The organism is Haloarcula sp. CBA1115 (assembly GCF_000827835.1).
GTDB classification, from domain to species: Archaea; Halobacteriota; Halobacteria; order Halobacteriales; family Haloarculaceae; genus Haloarcula; species Haloarcula hispanica.
The window spans coordinates 1114948-1132893 of sequence record NZ_CP010529.1 but is presented as its reverse complement, the minus strand read 5'-3'; the positions used below and the strand labels follow the sequence as shown (position 1 = coordinate 1132893).

21 protein-coding genes are annotated in these 17946 nt (G+C 65.5%); 8 read left to right on the top strand and 13 right to left on the bottom strand.

The genetic code is table 11. From position 1 onward, the window contains the following. Window positions 1–28: 28 nt before the first annotated feature. Genes SG26_RS05505 through SG26_RS05495 form a run of 3 tightly spaced genes read right to left on the bottom strand, consistent with a single transcriptional unit; the run spans window position 29 to window position 2006 of the window. The gene (locus SG26_RS05505; protein WP_050037059.1) at window positions 29–1429 is read right to left on the bottom strand and encodes a DUF402 domain-containing protein; all 1401 of its coding nucleotides are present in this window, start codon (window positions 1427–1429) and stop codon (window positions 29–31) included. Continuing rightward, window positions 1426–1800: a hypothetical protein gene (locus tag SG26_RS05500; RefSeq protein WP_014041273.1), complete on the bottom strand. Its 375-nt coding sequence runs from the start codon at window positions 1798–1800 to the stop codon at window positions 1426–1428. Before SG26_RS05500 ends, SG26_RS05505 begins: the two co-directional genes overlap by 4 nt. 44 nt (window positions 1801–1844) lie before the next feature. Continuing rightward, complete coding sequence (locus SG26_RS05495) at window positions 1845–2006, bottom strand: preprotein translocase subunit Sec61beta (RefSeq protein WP_004514908.1); 162 nt, start codon at window positions 2004–2006, stop codon at window positions 1845–1847. Between the two features lie 115 nt (window positions 2007–2121). On the opposite strand from SG26_RS05495, the gene SG26_RS05490 reads away from it, so the two are divergent. Then, window positions 2122–2388 carry a co-chaperone YbbN gene (locus SG26_RS05490; protein WP_008307970.1) on the top strand — a complete coding sequence of 89 codons (267 nt, stop codon included), beginning with the start codon at window positions 2122–2124 and terminating at the stop codon, window positions 2386–2388. 48 nt (window positions 2389–2436) lie between these two features. Here the strand turns inward: SG26_RS05490 and SG26_RS05485 are convergent, their stop codons facing one another. From SG26_RS05485 to SG26_RS05465, 5 genes are all read right to left on the bottom strand, one after another. Further along, a complete protein-coding gene (locus SG26_RS05485; RefSeq protein ID WP_050037058.1) occupies window positions 2437–3189 on the bottom strand; it encodes a response regulator in 753 nt (250 codons plus the stop codon). Between the two features lie 330 nt (window positions 3190–3519). After that, window positions 3520–4188, bottom strand: coding sequence for an NADPH-dependent F420 reductase (gene npdG / locus SG26_RS05480; protein ID WP_014041271.1), 669 nt, complete (start codon window positions 4186–4188; stop codon window positions 3520–3522). A gap of 129 nt (window positions 4189–4317) precedes the next feature. Beyond that, the gene (locus SG26_RS05475) at window positions 4318–4707 is read right to left on the bottom strand and encodes a hypothetical protein (protein ID WP_050037057.1); all 390 of its coding nucleotides are present in this window, start codon (window positions 4705–4707) and stop codon (window positions 4318–4320) included. A gap of 78 nt (window positions 4708–4785) precedes the next feature. After that, the gene (locus SG26_RS05470) at window positions 4786–5658 is read right to left on the bottom strand and encodes a TIGR01548 family HAD-type hydrolase (protein ID WP_050007095.1); all 873 of its coding nucleotides are present in this window, start codon (window positions 5656–5658) and stop codon (window positions 4786–4788) included. Between the two features lie 19 nt (window positions 5659–5677). After that, on the bottom strand, window positions 5678–6091 hold the full coding sequence (locus SG26_RS05465) for a UPF0146 family protein (RefSeq protein WP_014041268.1): 414 nt from the start codon (window positions 6089–6091) through the stop codon (window positions 5678–5680). A 30-nt stretch (window positions 6092–6121) separates the two neighbouring features. On the opposite strand from SG26_RS05465, the gene SG26_RS05460 reads away from it, so the two are divergent. Continuing rightward, window positions 6122–6643, top strand: a complete 522-nt coding sequence (locus tag SG26_RS05460) for an archaemetzincin family Zn-dependent metalloprotease (protein ID WP_004514915.1) — start codon at window positions 6122–6124, stop codon at window positions 6641–6643. Between the two features lie 68 nt (window positions 6644–6711). Then, the gene (locus SG26_RS05455) at window positions 6712–6927 is read left to right on the top strand and encodes a hypothetical protein (protein ID WP_050007097.1); all 216 of its coding nucleotides are present in this window, start codon (window positions 6712–6714) and stop codon (window positions 6925–6927) included. Window positions 6928–7204: 277 nt separating this feature from the next. Here the strand turns inward: SG26_RS05455 and SG26_RS05450 are convergent, their stop codons facing one another. Together SG26_RS05450 and SG26_RS05445 are read right to left on the bottom strand one after the other, a co-directional pair. Further along, window positions 7205–9034, bottom strand: a complete 1830-nt coding sequence (locus tag SG26_RS05450; RefSeq protein ID WP_050037056.1) for a ribosome biogenesis/translation initiation ATPase RLI — start codon at window positions 9032–9034, stop codon at window positions 7205–7207. Between the two features lie 2 nt (window positions 9035–9036). After that, the gene (locus SG26_RS05445; RefSeq protein WP_023843411.1) at window positions 9037–9333 is read right to left on the bottom strand and encodes a hypothetical protein; all 297 of its coding nucleotides are present in this window, start codon (window positions 9331–9333) and stop codon (window positions 9037–9039) included. A gap of 125 nt (window positions 9334–9458) precedes the next feature. On the opposite strand from SG26_RS05445, the gene SG26_RS05440 reads away from it, so the two are divergent. Beyond that, window positions 9459–9722: a winged helix-turn-helix domain-containing protein gene (locus tag SG26_RS05440; protein WP_004514919.1), complete on the top strand. Its 264-nt coding sequence runs from the start codon at window positions 9459–9461 to the stop codon at window positions 9720–9722. Window positions 9723–9770: 48 nt separating this feature from the next. On the opposite strand, the gene SG26_RS05435 is transcribed toward SG26_RS05440, so the two are convergent. The 3 genes from SG26_RS05435 to SG26_RS05425 form a co-directional block, all read right to left on the bottom strand. Beyond that, the gene (locus SG26_RS05435; RefSeq protein WP_014041265.1) at window positions 9771–10328 is read right to left on the bottom strand and encodes a cysteine hydrolase family protein; all 558 of its coding nucleotides are present in this window, start codon (window positions 10326–10328) and stop codon (window positions 9771–9773) included. Between the two features lies 1 nt (window position 10329). Next, window positions 10330–11151, bottom strand: a complete 822-nt coding sequence (locus SG26_RS05430) for a YqcI/YcgG family protein (RefSeq protein ID WP_050037055.1) — start codon at window positions 11149–11151, stop codon at window positions 10330–10332. A 98-nt stretch (window positions 11152–11249) separates the two neighbouring features. Continuing rightward, window positions 11250–13127 carry a PINc/VapC family ATPase gene (locus tag SG26_RS05425; protein WP_050037054.1) on the bottom strand — a complete coding sequence of 626 codons (1878 nt, stop codon included), beginning with the start codon at window positions 13125–13127 and terminating at the stop codon, window positions 11250–11252. Between the two features lie 119 nt (window positions 13128–13246). Between SG26_RS05425 and SG26_RS05420 the strand changes: the two genes are divergently transcribed. The 4 genes from SG26_RS05420 to SG26_RS05405 all read left to right on the top strand — a co-directional run bounded on the left by SG26_RS05420 (window position 13247) and on the right by SG26_RS05405 (window position 17908). Further along, window positions 13247–14329: a M20 family metallopeptidase gene (locus SG26_RS05420; RefSeq protein ID WP_050037053.1), complete on the top strand. Its 1083-nt coding sequence runs from the start codon at window positions 13247–13249 to the stop codon at window positions 14327–14329. A gap of 98 nt (window positions 14330–14427) precedes the next feature. Then, entirely contained in the window at window positions 14428–15930 is a 1503-nt protein-coding gene (locus SG26_RS05415) for a carboxypeptidase M32 (protein ID WP_050037052.1), read from the top strand. Between the two features lie 89 nt (window positions 15931–16019). Next, window positions 16020–16994, top strand: coding sequence for a methyl-accepting chemotaxis protein (locus SG26_RS05410; protein ID WP_014041260.1), 975 nt, complete (start codon window positions 16020–16022; stop codon window positions 16992–16994). Window positions 16995–17092: 98 nt separating this feature from the next. Continuing rightward, window positions 17093–17908 carry a molybdopterin-synthase adenylyltransferase MoeB gene (locus tag SG26_RS05405; protein ID WP_014041259.1) on the top strand — a complete coding sequence of 272 codons (816 nt, stop codon included), beginning with the start codon at window positions 17093–17095 and terminating at the stop codon, window positions 17906–17908. Window positions 17909–17946 lie beyond the last annotated feature (38 nt).

Sequence of the window (17946 nt, the reverse complement as noted above, 5' to 3'; positions counted from 1 at the left end):
CTCGCCCGCCTGATTGAGCCCCGTTGCGTCACTCCAGTGCGCTCTTGACAGCGGCGGCGACACTCCGGGCGCGCTCGGCCAGCGGTTCGGAGATGTGTCCCCGCTCGACGGCCGCGTCGAGTTCGTCGTCGTCGACCCGCTCGACGGTGCCGTCGGCGTGTTTCACCACGTCGACGTGGAGGTCCACGTACCGGGCGGTGTCGGGGAAAACCTCGACGGGCGTGCAGACGTTGACGTAGGTACCCTTCTTTTCGCCGTCGCTGTCGCGGTACACCGTCGGATACCACCAGCGCCCCTCCTTAACCTTCGTTTCAGCGATGTCGCCGGCCTCCTTCGGGACGCCCAGTGCGTCGTAGGTGCCGCCGGGACTCATCTCGCGCTCGATGGTCACCGTTCCGTCGTCATCGACGGACTGGACCTCGCCATTGCCTAGCGTGATGAGTCGGCCGTCGGGCTTGCCGTGACCCAGCGACAGCGACCCGCCGACCTGCGGGCCGAACTGCCGGGTCGTTACGGTGAAGGGGAAGTCCGTCTCGCCGGTTTCGGGGTCGTCACACAGCGCTTCGACGTAGTCCACAGCGGCGCTGGCCGCGCGGTCGCCCGCCTTCACCCGGTGGTGGCCCGGCATGGTTGCTGTCACTTCGCGGCGGACCTCGTCGAGCGCGAACCGGCTCTCGCGGCCGAACCACAGCCACGTCGTCGCCAGCCCCGTGCCGTAGCGGGTGGGGGCGCAGTCCTCGGGGGCGTCGGCTCCCGCAAGCGCGTCGTCGACGGTCGCCGCGCGGTCGTTGGCGGCGTCGAGGGCCTCGGCCAGCGCGTCGAAGCTCGCGTCCTCGCTCGCCGACGCCCACGAGACGCCCCAGCCGTCCCGGGGCTCCGCGGCGATGACGTCTAGCATCGCTGGGCCACCGGTCCCCGACCTGTTGGCGGTCCCGCCGCGCACGAGCGAGAGGAGCGACCCGCGAACCGCGACGGTGGTGTCCAGCACGGGGCGGCCGTTCGTCCACGGCGCGCTCGCCTCGACGACCTGCACCCGGAGGGTATCGCCCGTCGCGACGCGTTCATCCGAGGACGAGTACGGGAGAAAGCCCTCGCCGTCGCCGAGGTCGACAACAGCGCCGCTCCCCAGCGTCTCCGTTACCGTGCCGGCGTAAATAGCGCCCTCGGGCGTCGGGTCGTCCCAGCGGAGCGTGTCCCGACCGATTTCAGTCAGGCGGTCGGTGACTGTTTCGGCAACGTCGCGGTCCCCCACGACGCCGACGCCCTGCTGGTCGTCCGTCGTCACCACGGTGACCGCCGCCCGCTCGTCGGCGAACTCGCCGTCGAAGCGGTCCTCGATAGGACCCGATGCCTGGACGACCTCGTGGTCCGCCTCGCGCAGTAACTGGGTCAGCGCCGTTGCGTAGATGCCCCTGACCCGGACGGTCATAGCGCGTCCTCGTCGGCGGCAAAGCGGACCCGTCCGTGGACTGTCGGCCCCAGCGAGAGCTCTACTTTCTCGTCGCTCAGAACGCGTCCGCCCTCGACCGGGACGCCCCAAGTGTCGAAGCGCAGATATCCCCGGATATCGTCGGCGTGGGTGAACAGGTCGCAGTATTCGACGGTGTGTTCCTGAATCTCGCTGGAACTGTGAGCGATATCCATATCGGAGTACACCGTCTCGCGGCCGTCGAAGAAGGCTTCCAGTTCTCCGGCCGCGTCGTCGGTGGCTTCGACCACCGCGTCGGAGGCCGCTTCGATGGTCGCTTGCTCAACGCCAGCATCGCGGAGCGCCTGCTGTTCGCGTTGCGTGAAGTGCATACCCGCGAGTCAGTGGCGGGGAGAGGAAAACAGTGCGGAATCGCCTACACGATCATCGCGTTCAGCACGAGCATCAACAGCCCGAACATGACGCCGGTCGCGACGATTGTTCGAGGGTCGATACGGATCGTGTTCTGGTCTTCGGCGTCGAAATATCGGACCAGTCCCGCACTGGACATCAGTCCGCCGCCGTCGCTGCCACTCATACTTCAGGGTGGTGTATCACCAACACTAAGCCTTTCGGGTCGCCCGCGATTGCGTGCCTCCGGTACACATGGATAACCCTTATCAGATACCGCGGGCTAACACGAACAGAGTACTATGACGGTTACACTGAAGGACTTCTACGCGGACTGGTGCGGCCCTTGCAAAACGCAGGACCCGATCCTCGAAGACCTCGAGGAGGACTGGACGGACGTCGAGTTCGAGAAGATCAACGTCGACGAGGAACAGGACGTTGCCAACGAGTACCAGGTGCGCTCCCTCCCGACGCTCATCATCGAGAACGACGACGGCATCGTCGAGCGCTTCGTCGGCGTCACGCAGGCCGACGACATCGACGACGCGCTGCAGCAGGCCTCGGCGTAACGCAGTCGTTTTTGCGGTTCGTCACGTCAGCCGATAGCGACCGCTAGCTCACTCCCGTTCGGCCAGCCCCGAATCGTCGATTTCGTCGACGGCGATGAGCATTCGGCCGCCGTCGAGTGCCGTCACCATCTTCGATTCGGTGAAGGTGGTCTCGTCGGCCCGCAGCCCTTTGCTCTGGCCGGTCCACTTCCCGCCGCGTTGGACGACGGGGATGACGTGCGTTCTGATGTGCTGGACCTCGTTGCTCGGGTGGAGTTCCGACCAGTGCTTGCCGACGAGTTCCTCCGACTCGTAGCCGTAAAACGAGGCGTAGGTCTCGTCGACTCGCTCGAAGCGTTCGTCCGAGCCGATAACGCCGACACCGCTGAGTTTGACTTCGCTGCCCGTCTCGAAGCTGCCGTCCGAGTCGACGGCGTGTTCGACCCGGCGGATGAGCGACGTGTACTGGTCCGTCCCGACGGACTTCTTGAGGTAGTCGGTGACGCCGGCCTGGATGATCTCGGCGGCGACGTCGCCGGTCTCCTCCCCGGAGAACAGCAACACCGGCAGTTTCTGGTGGGTCTCCCGGATGGCTTCGAGGAAGTCGATGCCGTTCATCTCCGGCATGCTGTAATCGCTGACGACACAGTCGAAATTCGTCTCCGAAGACCGAATCATCGTGAGAGCGTTCTTGGGATTCGTCTCCGTCGTGACAGTACAGTCAAGGCCGCTGTCTTCTCGTTCGAGATACGTTTCGACGAGGGCTCCCAACGCCGCGTCATCGTCGACATGGAGTATTGAGAGCGAGTCTTCCATCTCCATTCTTTGCTATCAGGGATAGAGTACGCAAGTAGTTGACGCCTATCTTGAGGTATTTGATAATCAACTGCGCGACCAGCCGCGGGCCGCGCCAGCGTCTCGTCGCTGGCGTCGGGGAAGGGCAGGGCTGCCGCTGGAACAGGAGTAGCAGTAGCGCCGTCGTTGCGGTGGCCGAGTGAGTGCAGTAAAGCATACCGCTCGCCAGCGGCGAGCGGTTTCACTTCTCGCGACCAGCGGGAGCGAGAAGGTCGTTTTTAGCGTAGATTTTTGCGAACCCGCTCCCCACAGCGCGCTCTGCGAGCGCGCGAGGAGAGGGGGTGACGTAAAAAGGTACTATTGGAACCGCACGCCGAGGTCGTGCAGACCGTCGTTGTGGCGGGCGACGTTGATGAGCAACGGCGTCAGTCCCTCGATTTCGGCGGCGTTGGCGAGCGGGCCGCCGTCCAGCGCACGCAGCCCCTCGATGCCTTCGGCGAGTTCACAGACGGTGTCCTTGGCGTCGGTGTCGTCGCCGACGACGATGGTGTCCCAGTCCAGATCGGCGTCGAGGTTGGCGAGGCGGCCGGCTGCGAGGTTGTGGAAGGCACCCACGACGGGGGTGTCGTCGGGGGCGGCGTTGGCGGCCAGTTGCGTGACGCTGCCGGCACCGGGGCGGTTGTAGTGGAAGCCGTCCTCGTCGCGTTGCATCCCGACGGCGGGGGACACGAGCGTGGTGTCGTCGAGTTCGTCGGCGACGGCGTCGATGGTGTCCGTGAGGTGGTAGGCGGGGACGGCGGCGACGACGACGTCGGCGCGGGCGGCGGCGTCCTCGTTACCCAGGCCAGCGATTGCCACGTCGTCGTGGCCGCGGCTGGCCAGTTCTGTCTCGTACTCCTCCGCTTTGTTCGCCGCCTTCTGGGCTTTCCGGGAGCCGATGATGATCGTGTGGTTGGTGTCGTCAGCCCAGCGGAGGGCGAGACCTTGGCCGATGTCTCCAGTACCGCCAAGCAACGCGATGTCCATACTTACGGCGTAGGCCGACCACTGAATAAACGTTGTGTGACAGGTTCGGTCATACTGTTGGCTGTCCCTAGTGTCCGATATTCGCTACCCTGTGTGGCGAAATTCTTTACAGACGTACAGCCGACAGTATCAGGTGTACTCCTCCCAGGCCCGGTCGAACCCGCCGGCGAAGGCGACGTACAGCGCGCTCCCGAGGCCCACCAGATAGCTGAGCCACTGTGTCGCGACGCCGGGGATCGAGGTGGCCCCGAGCCAGAGAGCAAATATCGTCGAGAGCGGGACCATCACGAAAAAGAGGACGATGATGAACATCCCGACGCGGCCCGGCCGGTGGACGGATTCGAGGATGTCGTCGCGTTCGCGCATCGTCCAGTAGGCCACGACGAGGCCGATTAACTGGCAGGTGACGGCGTACAGCGGCACCAAATCGACCGACGGTTCGTGGATGACCGCGCCCCCGACGAGCCCGGCCCAGATGCTCACCAGGAATGCCCAGCCAAACGTCGGCAGTCGTCGCATACCCGAGGTCTCTGTCCCGCCGGTGAAACCGTTGCTGTTTGCGGTCGAGGGGCGCTGCCGGTGACCCGATGACGCGGGCTACGCCGCATCCAGAAGCTCCGGCAGGTCGGTGACCGATTCGACGACGGCGCTCGCGCCGTTGTTGGCGAACGTCCGGCGGCCGGCGTCGCCGGTCAGCCCGCCGGTCAGGACGCCGATGCCGTAGTACACGCGGTCGTCGTCGGCTTCGTCGGCGTTGACCGCCGTCGCCACGTCGTCGAGGGTATCTCCAACGAAGGCGACCCGCTCGGCGTCGAAGCGCTCGGCGAGCGTCCGCAGGGCGGCGGGGTGGGGCTTGCCCTCCTCCCAGTCATCCATGGTGAAGCGGTGCTCTGTGGGCAGGTCGAGACCGACGCGCTCCAGCGCGATGTCGGCCTCGGCGGCCGGGCGGCCGGTGACGACGCCGACGGCGAAGCGGGCCTGCAGGGCCGACAGTGTCTCGTCGTCGACCAGCAGCGGCTCGTCGTGGATGTAGCCGGGCGCGGCAAACGGCGGCTCGCCGCCCTCGATGTCCCGGTAGAGGTCAGTGCCGAGATACAGCGTCTGGAACACGTCCCGGAGCTGTTCGCGGTCCCAGGCGTCGAAGACTCGGTCTTCGGCCGGTTCGTCCAGCAGGTCACGAACCACTGCCTCGGCCGCGTCGAGGCCGCCGCCGCGCTCGGCGATGGCGTCGGTGAACGCCGCCAGGTCGGAGACGGCGGACTCGCGGTCGGCGAGGACGAACAGCGCCGCTGCGTAGGTCAGTTCCCAGTCGTTGTTGAACCCGCCGGCGTCCTTGAACTGCTGGACCGCCGCCTTCTTGATCGTGTCACCGTACACCCGGTCGATAGATTCGACGATTGCCCGACGATAGGAGTCGGCCACGTCCACCAGCACGCCGTCGATGTCGAGGACGACCGCGTCGATTTGCATGAGCGAGCGAAGGCGGTCCTCACTCAAGCGCCTTGCTATCTTTCGCCCGGTACAGCGTCTCCCCGCCCGGGAGCTGTTCTCGCTCGACCGCGACCGTCGGCTGGTCGCCGCCCAGCGTCGTGAACCAGAATGCCGCCCCGACGGTGTTGGCGACGGCCAGCGTCGGTCGGTGCAGCTCCGGCGGTAAATTCCGGGCGAACACGATATCACACCCCGCATAGACGGACTCGTCGGGGTCAAGAATATCGTCGACAACGAACCGCACGCCCTCGGGGACCGCCCGTTCGACGATGTCCGTTGCGGTCACATCCACGCCCCGCTCGGCCAGGGCCCCGGCTACGTCAGGGTGGTTTCCGATGCCGACCTCGACGACGGAATCGACAGACGCCAGTCGGTCGACAAGCGGGCCGGTGGTGTCGGTCACGTCGTACAATTTATGAGATGCGGGCGCATATGCGTTCCCATGCACGTCGACATCGTGCCGGTGGGCGAGGTCTCGGCCCAGGTCAAACGCGAGGCCTCGGACGGACTTCGATCCGTCTACGACTGTGAAGTCTCGATGCACGAGCCACAGTCCATTCCCGCCGGCGCGTACGATGGGGACCGCGACCAGTACCGCGCAGAGGAGTTCATCGACCTGGCTCGCCGGGTCGGCTCCGGCGGCAAAAACATCGCTATCACGCCGAAAGATCTCTTCTACCGCCGCCGGAACTACGTTTTTGGGCTCGCATATCTCGGTGGCTCCGGCAGCGTCATCTCCACGTACCGGCTCCAGACATCCTCCGATGGCGGGTTCTCGAACCGCTCGGCCGGCGAAATCTTCTCGCAGCGAGTACGCAAGGAGGTCGTCCACGAGGTCGGACATACCCTCGGGCTGGAGCACTGTGACAACAAGCGCTGCGTGATGAACTTCTCCCCCACTGTCCGACAAGTCGACGTGAAGGAAGTCTCGCTGTGTGGCTCTTGCCAGCGAAACGTGCTGTAGTTTGCGAACGGATACCAAACTGATTCGGTATAGCGCCTACACTCCTGTGGTACTTGTACACATACGCGATGAGCAAGAGTCAGTCCCCCGAGCGCGTTGCGGAACTGCGAGACATCTTTGTGACGGTCACCGGTGACGAATCGGTCACTGAACCCCAGACAGACGAGCAAACCGACCGCGAACTCGACCCGGACGAGGAGTTCGACCCGGCCGAAGTCGCTGACGGTCTCGACGATGCGGTTGCGGGGTCCGAGACGGACGGTGGCAATGACCCTGCGGCGTAACGCCGCGGACTACTCCTGTCTCCTTTGCGAGTAGCGGCTGTACTACTACCTGAGACGTAGTCTCACCAGCTAACTCCCGGGGTGACATGTGGAGTCAATAGCCACGCCGAGCGCGGTTCGGCAGGCGCGACCGTCGAGTATCGACCTCCGTCGACGAAACCGCTTGAGCACAGCTGTTCTCGCAAAAACGACTCCGGCTGAGGTCTCTTCACCCGTAGATTTCCGATGACGAGACAGTCGCCGTCTGGCTCTCGCCAGCCTCGCTCCCGCTCTGAGCCTACGGCGCGTAGTAGTACTCGCCGGCGTTCTTCTGTTCGCGGTCCAGTTGCGAGTCGGGTTTGTTGATGCGAGGGCGGGAGGTCCGTTCGTCACGGCGGAAGGTGATGTCGAGGTTCTGGAGGAACTCGTTCATCCCCTCGCGCATGCCCTGTGGCGGCGCGGCGTGGCCGTTCCGGGCCGGTTCACCGTCGAAGACGAGCAGGCGGTCGGCCAGCAGGTCGATCATGTAGATGTCGTGGTCGATGACCATCGCCGTCGCGTCGTGGTTCTCGGCGTAGCGACGGATCGCGGAGGTCGCCATGACGCGCTGTTCCACGTCCAGGTGGGCCGAGGGCTCGTCCAGCAGGTAGAGGTCGGCGTCCTTCGAGAGGCAGGCCGCGATTGCGACCCGCTGGCGCTCCCCGCCGGAGAGGTCGGTGAGCTGCTGTTCCATCACCGACTCCAGTTGGAGCGGCTGGGCGATTTCGGTGTTCCAGTAGGAACTCCCGAAGTCGTCCGTGATCGACGCGAGGAAGGCGTCGACGCGCATCGGCTGGTCGATCTCGATATACTGGGGCTTGTAGGCGATGTCGAGGCTGGTGTCGATTTCGCCCGCAGTCGGTTCGAGCCGGCCGGCGAGCATCTTCGCGAACGTCGACTTCCCGATACCGTTCGGGCCGACGACGCCCAGCACTTCGCTCTCGCGGATGGTACCGGCCTCGACATCCAGCGAGAACTCGCCGCTGCCGTAGCTCTTCTGGAGTTCGGGGTACTCGATGACCACGTCGCCGGTGGAGGCGCTCCGTGGCGCGTGTTCCTCGAACTCGATGTCCGTCTGGCGGATGCGCATGTTCTCGTTTTCGAGGTAGCCCGAGAGGTACTCGTTGATGCCCTTCTTCGTCGATTTGGGCGGCGTGATGATACCGAACGCGCCGGGGGTCCCGTAGGCGACATTGATGTTGTCCGCGAGCAGGTCCAGGATGGCGAGGTCGTGCTCGACGACGAGCATCGAGCGGTCCTCCTCCTCGGCGAGTTCCCGGATGAGCCGCGCGGCGGTCATCCGCTGGCCGATGTCCAGATACGGCGTGATCTCGTCGAGGAAGTAGAAATCGGCGTCCCGCGCCAGCGTGGCGACCAGCGCGACCCGCTGGAGCTCCCCGCCGGAGAGATCGTCGATGTGGTTGTCCACGACCGGCTCGATGCCTGTCCGTTCGATGAGATAATCGAGGTCGCCGCGTTCGTCGGTCTGGTCCAGCAGTTCGATGGCTTTGCCGTCGAACTGGTCCGGAATCCGGTCGACGTACTGGGGCTTGCGGGCGACGCTCACGTCGCCGTCGCGCATCTGTTCGAGGTACTCCTGCAGGGCAGTCCCGCGGTATTCGTCGAGGATCTCGTCCCAGTTCGGCTCCTCGCCGTAGCGGCCCAGGTTGGGCTGCATCTCGTCGGCGAGGATGCGGACGGCGGTGGTCTTCCCGATGCCGTTCGGGCCGAGAATCCCCGTCACCTGGCCTTCGGCGGGGCTCGGAAGCCCGTACAGCGCGAAGGCGTTCTCCCCGTAGCGGTGGACCGGCTCGTCGGTCAGCTCCTGTGGGAGATTAATGATCTCGATGGCGTCGAACGGGCACTTGTTCACGCAGATACCGCAGGACTCGCCCAGACAGATCTCCTCGGAGATGCGGACCTGGTCGGGCTGGCCCTCGAAGGGTTCGTCCTCCTCGTACTCGTCTTCCCGCTTGACGATGCACTCTTTCCCGCTGCGGTTGGGCGGGCAGTAGTTCATGCACTCGTAGTTACAGCGGTCGGGCTGACACCGCTCTAGGTCGACGACGGCGATACTGTCTTCGGCCATCGTTACGCTCCCGTCGTGAGGAGAATGCCCCACGAGACGAACCACAGCGAGAAGGTCATGAAGCCGATGTAGAGCACGTCCTTCGCCGAGAGGTCGTCCGTGTCGATGCCGATCACCCGCAGAATCGGGAACTGTGCTGCGATAGCGACCGCGAGGACAAGTATCCCTTGCGGGGCGTCCGGCGTGGCCGCTAACTCGTTGGAACCGAACGCGGCGGCGATGCCAGCGACGGCTGTCAGCGTCGTGACAGTGAGCCCCCGCATATGGGAGCTCATTCCGTCCGCCGTTTCCGTAGCCATACCACACGTTCCACTACCCGCAACCAAAAGGTGCGCGGTTCAGTACTGTGACGCGGCCGCAAATGCGTGCGGCGGCGAGACGGACTCCTCAATCTTTATGCGCCCGGCGCTTGTGATTACGGGTAATGACGGACTCTGATGGGGAGGCCATCGCAGACCTTCCGCCGAGCGCAAAGCTCGTATACAAGGTTCTGGAGTACGACGGCCCGCTGACACAGAAAGGCATCGTCGAGGAGTCGATGCTCTCGGCACGGACCGTTCGCTACGCTCTGGAACGACTCGACGAAGTCGGTGTCATCGAAGAAGACGTGTACTTCGCCGACGCGCGACAGAATCTCTACGAGATTATCGACCAACCGGCGGAAGCGGACGCCGCCGTCTCGGACTGACACGCCTTCTCGCTTGGCTGTTTCGCGACGCGTTCACGCAGCCGCTGGTTACAGCGACGCGACCACGTCGTCCGTCATCGCGATCTCCGCGAACTCACCGCGCAGTTGCGCCAGCGCAGTCCGGTGAACGAGCGACGGCTCGAAGCGTTCGCCGTCGAGCGTTCGGTCGAACGTCGCCGTCGCATCGCCCGGGACGACAACCTCAAACCCGCGGTTTTCAGCCATCCGCGTCGTCGTCGACACGCAGTGGTCAGTCGTCAGGCCACAAACAACGAGCGTCTCGTGGTCCCGTTCGCGGAGCCACGCCTCCAGTCCGGTGTCGACGAACGCGCCGTTGACGCGCTTTTCAAACGTCGCTTCTCCCGGTTCGGGCTCCAGTTCCGGCTTGAACGCGAACCCCGGTTCGCCGTGCCGGAGCGGCGAGTCCGGCTCCGTCGAGTTGTGCCGGACGTGGACGACCGGAAGCCCACGCTCTCGCCATTCGGTAAGCAGGCGTGTCGCGTTCGCCTCGGCGTCGGGGTTGCTCCGCGTCCCCCACGCCGGGTCGTCGAACCCCTGCTGGAAATCCACCAGCACGAGCACCGGTGTCTCGGGCAGTGCGACCATTTCAGTCGGCCGGCTCCGGGGCGGGCGTCCCGATGAGCCACTTCGATTTCGGGTGCTCGCGCGTCACGGTTATCGGACACTCGTCCGGCGACGCGTCCTCGTCCGACGACAGCATGTACTGGGGCCACTCCCGATCGCCCTCGACGCCCCAGTCGCCCAGGTCGGCGTGGGGACAGACGCCGTCGTACTCCTCCAGCCGTCCCTGGATGATATTGCGGGCGTGCTGACCGGCCTCGGTGTCGGCCGTGACGTTCAGGTCCTCGAACAGCGCCCGGGGCTGGAACGTAACTTCCAGCCCGACCGGACAGTAGCGGCTCTTTCGCGTGTCGTAGAACGGTGCGCGGCAGGTCGGAAACATCGGCTTGCCGCCGAAACAGAACTCCCAGTGAGGGTCGTCCGGGTCAGTCGGAATATCCTCGGGCCACGGCTCCGGGTCGTGGACGTGGAGGAACTGAAGAATGTGCCAGAGTCGGTCGTGGTACTCGGCCTCTGTCAGTGGCCGTTCGGGTGGCCGGAAGAAGGTCACTAGCGAGGCCCGCTCGCTGTGGTCTTGGTAGGTGTCAAGGTACTTCAGGAGCGTCTGGCCGAGGTCGAACAGCGCGTCCGGGTCGCTCATCGACGGGACAGCTGTGTACAGCGGCTCGCCGTCCCGAACCGACTCCGCGCCGAAGAAACAGGGGAACGGGGAGCCGTTCCGCTCGCCGGTCAGCCCCTCGCGGAACGTCTGCCAGTGGTCGGCGACCCAGTCGGGCGCGACCCCGCGCTCCACGCGGGCAGCCAGTGTCTCTTGGTCTTGTACGTTCCCGACGACTGCGTCGGTCATGGCTAGTCGGTCGTGTTCCACCGGAATTTAGCTGTCGTTTTCGCCGGCTCGGCCCCATTTCTCGGCGATAACCGCACGACCGGCTTGCTCGCCGAACCCTACGACGGCACGACGGTAATCGTGCTGCCGCGGTCGATCGCTCGCTCTAGTTCCTCGGCGATGCCCGACCCGCGCGAGACCTGAATCTCGCCGCTGCGGGAGACCGTCGCGGTAAAGAGGTACTCACCGTCGGCCTGCAGTTCGACCGTGTCGCCGGCGTGGCCGTCCAACGGGACGATGACGTGCCGGGAGGTGACTTCCGGCTGGACGATCTCGCCCTGCTTGCCGCCGGATTCGGTCTGGGGGCCACCGGAGGGACCTGACGGCCGTTCCTCGAAGGTCCGCACGTCGATGTCGATGCCGAGGCGGTTCTCCACGTCGGAGATGCGGCCGCCGCCCTTCCCGATGACCTGCGAGATGTCGTCGTCTTCGACCCAGACGACGGCGGTGTTCGGACCGCGGAGTTCGACCTCGACGTGGCCGCGGGCGATGGACCGGATCTCGCGTTCGACCTCCTGCTTGGCGAGGCGGTCGACGCCGGAGTCCTGCTCGTCCTCGTCGTCGCCCAGCGGCACCGTGACGACCTGGTTGTTGAAGGTGTAGATCTCGAACTCCGGCCGCCCGGTCTCGAAGTCCTTGACCATGATGACCGGTCGTGCGAGGTCTTCCTCCATGAGCCCCTGTGGGACCTTGACTTCGGTCGTCACGTCGTAGACCGTGTCGACTTCCCCGGCTTCGATGTAGACGACGGTGTCGACGATCTGGGGGATGAGCCCCAGTTCGACGCGGCCGATGAGCCGCTGGAGCGCGTCGATGGCGCGGGTCGCGTGGACGACGCCCACCATGCCGACGCCGGCCAGGCGCATGTCCGCGAACACCTCGAAGTCGTCTGTCTTGCGCACCTCGTCGTAGATGGTGTAGTCCGGCCGGACCATCAGCAGCGAGTCGGCGGTCTTCTCCATGGAGCCGCCGAGTTCGGTGTACTGTGTGATGTTCGGGCCGACCTGGAGGTCCCGTGGCTTCTCCATCGTCTTGACCGCGTAGTCGGCGTCGACGAGGAACTCCCCGACCGCCTGGGCGAACGTCGATTTCCCGGCCCCGGGTGAGCCGGAGATGAGGACGCCGCGCTGGTGTTCGGTGAAGCGGTCACGGAGCTGGTCCGCGTACTCGTAGTCGTCCAGTTCGGTCTTGACGATGGGCCGGACGGCCGTGATTTCCAGTGCGTCGGCGAAGGGCGGCCGCGCGATGGCGATCCGGAAGTCCCGGAACTGGGTGATCGTCATCCCGGGCTCGTCGAGTTCGAGGAAGCCGTCCGGCGAGGCGCGCGCGCTCTCCTCGATGTCGGCGGCGTACTCCCGTAGCTCACTTTCGGTTGCAGGGTCGTCGCGGATCGGCGTGTACTGCATGTCGCCGATAGAGCCCTTCTTGGCGTAGGGCTGGACGCCGACCTTGAGGTGGACGCTCATCGTCCCCTCGTCGAAGAAGTTCTCGATCTGCAGGCGGTCGACCGTCCGCTTGACCGGCTCGACGAACTCCACTGCGAGCCCTTTCGCGCGGGCCACCTGGGCCTGCACGTCGTCGCTGGTCACGAGCGTGGCACCGCGGTCACCGGCGATGTCCCGGATGAGCGCGTCGATCTGCCCCTCGCCGGCCTCGCGCTTCTCGATGGCGTCGGGTCGTCGGCCCACGTACTCCACGTCGATAGTACCCCCCTCGGCCAGGTCGACGAGCGTCTGGAGCTCTTCAAGGCCCTCCCAGCCCGTCTCGCGGCCGTCGTTCGCCTGTGCTTCGAGTTCGCCGACGACGGCTTCGGGGACGACGACCGTCGCGCCGGCAAAGCCCATGCCGTCGACGTCGGTGTCGGGGTCGGCATCGGCCTTCACTTGGTCGGACACGCGGCCGTCGATGACCACGCTCGTGTCCGGTACGATTTCCATATCGGCCGTTGGAGACTGCCGTTGATAAGGGTATGGAGTCCGTGCCCTCTCCGTCCCTGCCGTCCGCGGGCAGGCTCACCTGCCCCGGATTTTTGCCGCTCCGGCACACGACCCACGGTATGGAGACGCTGCCGTCGCTGACTCGTGCCCTCGTTTCGATCCCCAGTCACGACGACGAAGCGGCTGCTGGGGAGTACATCCTGACGTGGCTCCGGGACCACACCGATGCGCAAGTCACCCGCGACGACCACGGGAACGTCATCGCCCGCAAGGGCCAGGCCGACGACTCGCTCGCCTTCGTCGGCCACCACGACGTCGTCCCGCCGGACGAGTCCCAGGTCGACGCCGACGGCGAGTACGTCGTCGAGGAACGCGACGGCCGTCTCTACGGCCGGGGCGCAGCGGACATGAAGGGGTGTGTCGCCGCGGCGTTGCTGGCCTTCCGGGACGCCGACCCCGCTAGCGAACTGATTTTCGCTTCGTTCGTCGGCGAGGAACAGGGCGGCATCGGCTGCCAGGCCGCCATTGAGGACGGCTTCGCGCCCGACTACGCCGTCGTCGGTGAGGGGTCGACCGGCTACTCCGCACCAGGAACGACGGACGTGGCCGTCGCCCACAAAGGCCGGCGGGGATCGACTATCGTCGCCGAGGGCGCGGCGGCTCACGCCAGCGAACCTGAAGCCGGCGCGAACGCCATCTACCGCGCGACCGACGCCGTCGACATGGTCCGGGACCTCGACTTCCCCGAGACGACCGTCCTGGGCCACGAAATGAGCGGGAGTGTCGCCGTCACGGAAATAGATGGCGGCTCGGCCTGGAACGTCATTCCCGAGCGATGCGAGGTCACCGTCGACGAGCGGACAGTCCCGGGCGAGCGCGCGCCGCTGGACCGGGTCGAAGCTATCGACGGCGTCTCCTGGCGCGTCGACCAGGACCTCCCGCCGATGGCCTGTGGCGACGCCGACTTCGCGGAGCGGGTGCTGGACGCCGCTACCGCCGCGCAGGACGCGACACCTGAACACGTCGTCAAACCGCACGCGACCGACGCCGGCTGGCTCGCCCAGGCCGGGACGGACTGCGTGATTGTCGGCGCGGCCGAACCCGGCGAGGCCCACACTGGTGATGAGAGCGTGTCGCTGGCTGTGTTGGAGCGGTGTCGAGACATCTACGAGGACGTTGCCGAGTCGTGGCCGCCCGAGTGACTGTCGGCTGTTCCGCGCTGCCCTGATGTGTCCTGTTAGCTAGTGCACCCCTTACCGGCGGCGTCGGGCCTTTACGGTCACCGGCCTAACGCCGCCGTATGGCAACAGCGAGCGAGGACAGCGAGTCCACGTACGAGCAGTTCCTGGATCACGTCCGCCGCCTCCACTACGTCGAGGACGCCGGCGGCGTCCTCAACTGGGACCAGCAGGTGATGATGCCCGACGCCGGCACGCCGGCCCGGGCGAAACAGACCTCCGCCATCTCGACGCTCCATCACGATCTGCTTACCGACGACGATCTGGCCGACTGGCTGGACGAACTCGACGACGCCGACCTCGACCCCGAACAGGAGGCCGTCGTTCGGGAGGTCCGGCGGGACCACGAGCGGGCCACCAGGGTCCCCGCAGACCTTGTCGAACGCCTCTCCGAAGCGTCCTCGAACGCCCTGCCGGTCTGGAAGGAAGCCAAGGCCGAGGACGACTTCGACGCCTTCGCCGACACGCTGGAGGAACTGGTCGAACTCCGCCGGGAGTACGCCGCCGCCATCGACCCCGACCGCGACCCCTACGAGGTGCTGTTCGAGGAGTACGAGCCGTATCTCGGCATCGACACTGCCGAGGAAGTACTCACGAACCTCCGCGACGCGCTCGTCCCGCTCATCAACGACATCGCCGACAGCGACGTGACGCTTGCCGACCCATTCGAGGGCACCTACGACGACGACACCCAGCACGACCTCGTCGAGACGGCGCTTGACACGCTTGGCTACGACTGGGACCGCGGCCGCCTCGACACCGCTCCCCATCCGTTCTCCATGGGGACGCAGTTCGACGCTCGCGTCACCACTCGCTTCACCCCCGAGGACCCGCTTGACGCGCTCGGCTCGACCATCCACGAGTTCGGTCACGCCACGTACACGCTCGGCCTGCCACAGGAAGCGTACGGCACGCCGCTGGGCGACAATCGCGACCTCTCCGTTCACGAGTCACAGTCCCGCTTCTGGGAGAACCACGTCGGCCGCTCGCGTTCGTTCTGGGACTTCTTCATCGAGACGGCCAACGACCATCTCGGGACCGACGCCACCGCCCAGCAGTTCTACGAAGCGTTCAACGAGGTGTACGACGACAACCTCATCCGGGTCGAGGCGGACGAGCTAACGTACCACATGCACATCATCGTCCGCTTCGAAATCGAGCGAGACCTCATCCGTGGGGACCTCGCCGTCGAAGACGTGCCAGGGGTCTGGAACGACAAGATGGAAGAGTATCTCGGTATCCGCCCCGACACCGACGCCGAGGGCTGCCTGCAGGACATCCACTGGACCAACGGGGCCTTCGGGTACTTCCCCACCTACACGCTCGGATCGGTGCTGGCCGCGCAACTGGACCACCACGCTCGGCAGGACATCGACGGCTTCGACGACCACGTCCGCGCCGGCGAGTTCGGCCCGATTCACGACTGGCTCACCGAGAACGTCCACCAGCACGGCGCACGCTATCGGACTGACGACCTCGTGGAAGAAGCGACGGGCGAGTCCTTCACCGCCGAACACTTCCTTGACTACGCCGACGAGAAGTACCGTGCGCTGTACGACTGCTGACACGACGGTCGACGAACCCCGTTCCAGATATCGACTCTGATACTATTGGGCAACTCGTTTTATATTCCCCTCCCATTGTGACGACTACTATGGCTGAGAGACCGACGGAAAATGTAACGAACCAAACAGGGACGGGGATCGACACGGACATCCAGGACGACGTCGCGGAGAATATCGACACGGAGGCCGGCTACAGCCACACTGCAGCGAGCGAGATCCAGACGATGCTGGCCGAGCTGGAGGGCACGTCGGTCGGAATCGCGGAGGAAACTGCCGAGATCCGCGAACAGGCCGCCGAGCAGTACGAGGGACTGACAGACATCGCAAACGAGGTGTCGAACCTCTCGGCGTCGGTCGAGCAGATCGCCTCGTCGTCCGAAGAGGTGTCCGCGGCCTCCCGCGAAGCAAAGGAACTCGCCGAACGCGGGCAGGGGAACGCTGACGACGTCCACGAGGCGATGGAGAACATCCAGCAGGCGGCCGACAGCGTCGCCGAGGACGTCAAGACGATTCAGGAGAGCGTCGAGGAGATCGACGAGATCGTCGACGTCATCAACGACATCGCCGACCAGACCAACATGCTGGCGCTGAACGCGTCCATCGAGGCCGCTCGCGCCGGTGAGGCGGGCGAAGGGTTCGCCGTCGTCGCAAACGAGGTCAAGAGCCTCGCCGAGGAGTCACAGGAGCAGGCGACGACCATCGAGCAGATGATCGACGGCATTCAGGACGACACCGAGAACGCCGTCGAGAGCCTCGAAGAGAGCAACGAAGAGATCGACGACGGTATCGACACTGTCGAGGAGTCGACCGAAATCCTCGAAGAGATCGACGACACTGTCCGCGAGGTCAACAACGGTATCGAGGAGGTCGCTACGGCGACGGACCAGCAGGCCGCCTCGACCGAGGAAGTGGCCAGCATGATCGACCAGTCCACGGACGCAGCCGAGGATATCGCCGACGGTACGGCCGACATCGCCGAGGAATCCGATGAGCAAACCGACCTTCTCACCGACATCAATCAGGCGATAGACGATCTCGTCGCGGACCTCCAGCGCAACAACTGAGCGGCGAACTGTCCCGGCTGTTCGGATCAGCTCTGCGTCCCGAACGTGCCCCCCGCGACGAACCCGTCGTTTATTTCTCCGGGTGGCGTACGGCCACTATGCGACCGGATCTGGATCCAGAACAGCTTGACCGGTACTCCCGGCATATCATCATGAACGACGTGGGGCCGGAGGGCCAGGCCGCGCTGCTTGACACCGACGTGCTGGTCGTCGGGGCCGGCGGCCTCGGCGCACCGGTCCTCCAGTACCTCGCGGCTGCGGGCATCGGGCGGCTGGGTATCGTCGACGACGACGTGGTCGAGCGGTCGAACCTCCAGCGGCAGGTCATCCACGGCGACGACGATGTCGGCCGACCGAAGGTCGACAGCGCCGCCGAGTTCGTCACCGGCCTCAATCCCGACGTGACCGTCGACCGCCACGACCTGCGGCTGGCGCGGGAGAACGCGACCGACCTGGTAGCCGACTACGACATCGTCGTCGACGCCTCCGACAACTTCGCCACGCGGTTCCTCGTCAACGACGCCTGCACGCTGTCGGGGACGCCCTTCACCCACGGCGCGATTTTCCAGTTCGAGGGCCAGGTAACGACGTTCTCCGGCGACAGTCCGTGTTACCGCTGTCTGTTCCCCGAAGCGCCGCCGGAGGGAACCGTTCCCGACTGCGCGACCGCGGGCGTTCTCGGCGTCCTGCCGGGCACTATCGGGTGCATGCAAGCGACCGAGGTCGTCAAGCTCGCGATGGACTACGGCGAGACGCTGGAGGGGCGACTCGTCGCCTACGACGCCGCCGAGATGTCCTTCGAGGAAATCCCCGTCGCCGCCAACCCCGACTGCCCGGTGTGTGGCGAGGACCCGGCCATCGCGAGCGTCGCCGACGCAAGCTACGAGGGACGCTGTTCGCTCGCCGAGGACTGACCGACTCGCTCTGTACTGACCGGCTCGCCCTGTACTCG

Coding starts and splice junctions, on each gene's coding strand:
- SG26_RS05495 (WP_004514908.1), bottom strand. CDS start 2,006: ATGAGTGGCAGCGACGGCGGCGGACTGATGTCCAGTGCGGGACTGGTC.
- SG26_RS05420 (WP_050037053.1), top strand. CDS start 13,247: ATGGAGACGCTGCCGTCGCTGACTCGTGCCCTCGTTTCGATCCCCAGT.
- SG26_RS05415 (WP_050037052.1), top strand. CDS start 14,428: ATGGCAACAGCGAGCGAGGACAGCGAGTCCACGTACGAGCAGTTCCTG.
- SG26_RS05460 (WP_004514915.1), top strand. CDS start 6,122: ATGCACGTCGACATCGTGCCGGTGGGCGAGGTCTCGGCCCAGGTCAAA.
- SG26_RS05410 (WP_014041260.1), top strand. CDS start 16,020: ATGGCTGAGAGACCGACGGAAAATGTAACGAACCAAACAGGGACGGGG.
- SG26_RS05440 (WP_004514919.1), top strand. CDS start 9,459: ATGACGGACTCTGATGGGGAGGCCATCGCAGACCTTCCGCCGAGCGCA.
- SG26_RS05470 (WP_050007095.1), bottom strand. CDS start 5,658: ATGCAAATCGACGCGGTCGTCCTCGACATCGACGGCGTGCTGGTGGAC.
- SG26_RS05485 (WP_050037058.1), bottom strand. CDS start 3,189: ATGGAGATGGAAGACTCGCTCTCAATACTCCATGTCGACGATGACGCG.
- SG26_RS05455 (WP_050007097.1), top strand. CDS start 6,712: ATGAGCAAGAGTCAGTCCCCCGAGCGCGTTGCGGAACTGCGAGACATC.
- SG26_RS05435 (WP_014041265.1), bottom strand. CDS start 10,328: ATGGTCGCACTGCCCGAGACACCGGTGCTCGTGCTGGTGGATTTCCAG.
- npdG (WP_014041271.1), bottom strand. CDS start 4,188: ATGGACATCGCGTTGCTTGGCGGTACTGGAGACATCGGCCAAGGTCTC.
- SG26_RS05425 (WP_050037054.1), bottom strand. CDS start 13,127: ATGGAAATCGTACCGGACACGAGCGTGGTCATCGACGGCCGCGTGTCC.
- SG26_RS05475 (WP_050037057.1), bottom strand. CDS start 4,707: ATGCGACGACTGCCGACGTTTGGCTGGGCATTCCTGGTGAGCATCTGG.
- SG26_RS05430 (WP_050037055.1), bottom strand. CDS start 11,151: ATGACCGACGCAGTCGTCGGGAACGTACAAGACCAAGAGACACTGGCT.
- SG26_RS05450 (WP_050037056.1), bottom strand. CDS start 9,034: ATGGCCGAAGACAGTATCGCCGTCGTCGACCTAGAGCGGTGTCAGCCC.
- SG26_RS05500 (WP_014041273.1), bottom strand. CDS start 1,800: ATGCACTTCACGCAACGCGAACAGCAGGCGCTCCGCGATGCTGGCGTT.
- SG26_RS05490 (WP_008307970.1), top strand. CDS start 2,122: ATGACGGTTACACTGAAGGACTTCTACGCGGACTGGTGCGGCCCTTGC.
- SG26_RS05505 (WP_050037059.1), bottom strand. CDS start 1,429: ATGACCGTCCGGGTCAGGGGCATCTACGCAACGGCGCTGACCCAGTTA.
- SG26_RS05445 (WP_023843411.1), bottom strand. CDS start 9,333: ATGGCTACGGAAACGGCGGACGGAATGAGCTCCCATATGCGGGGGCTC.
- SG26_RS05405 (WP_014041259.1), top strand. CDS start 17,093: ATGCGACCGGATCTGGATCCAGAACAGCTTGACCGGTACTCCCGGCAT.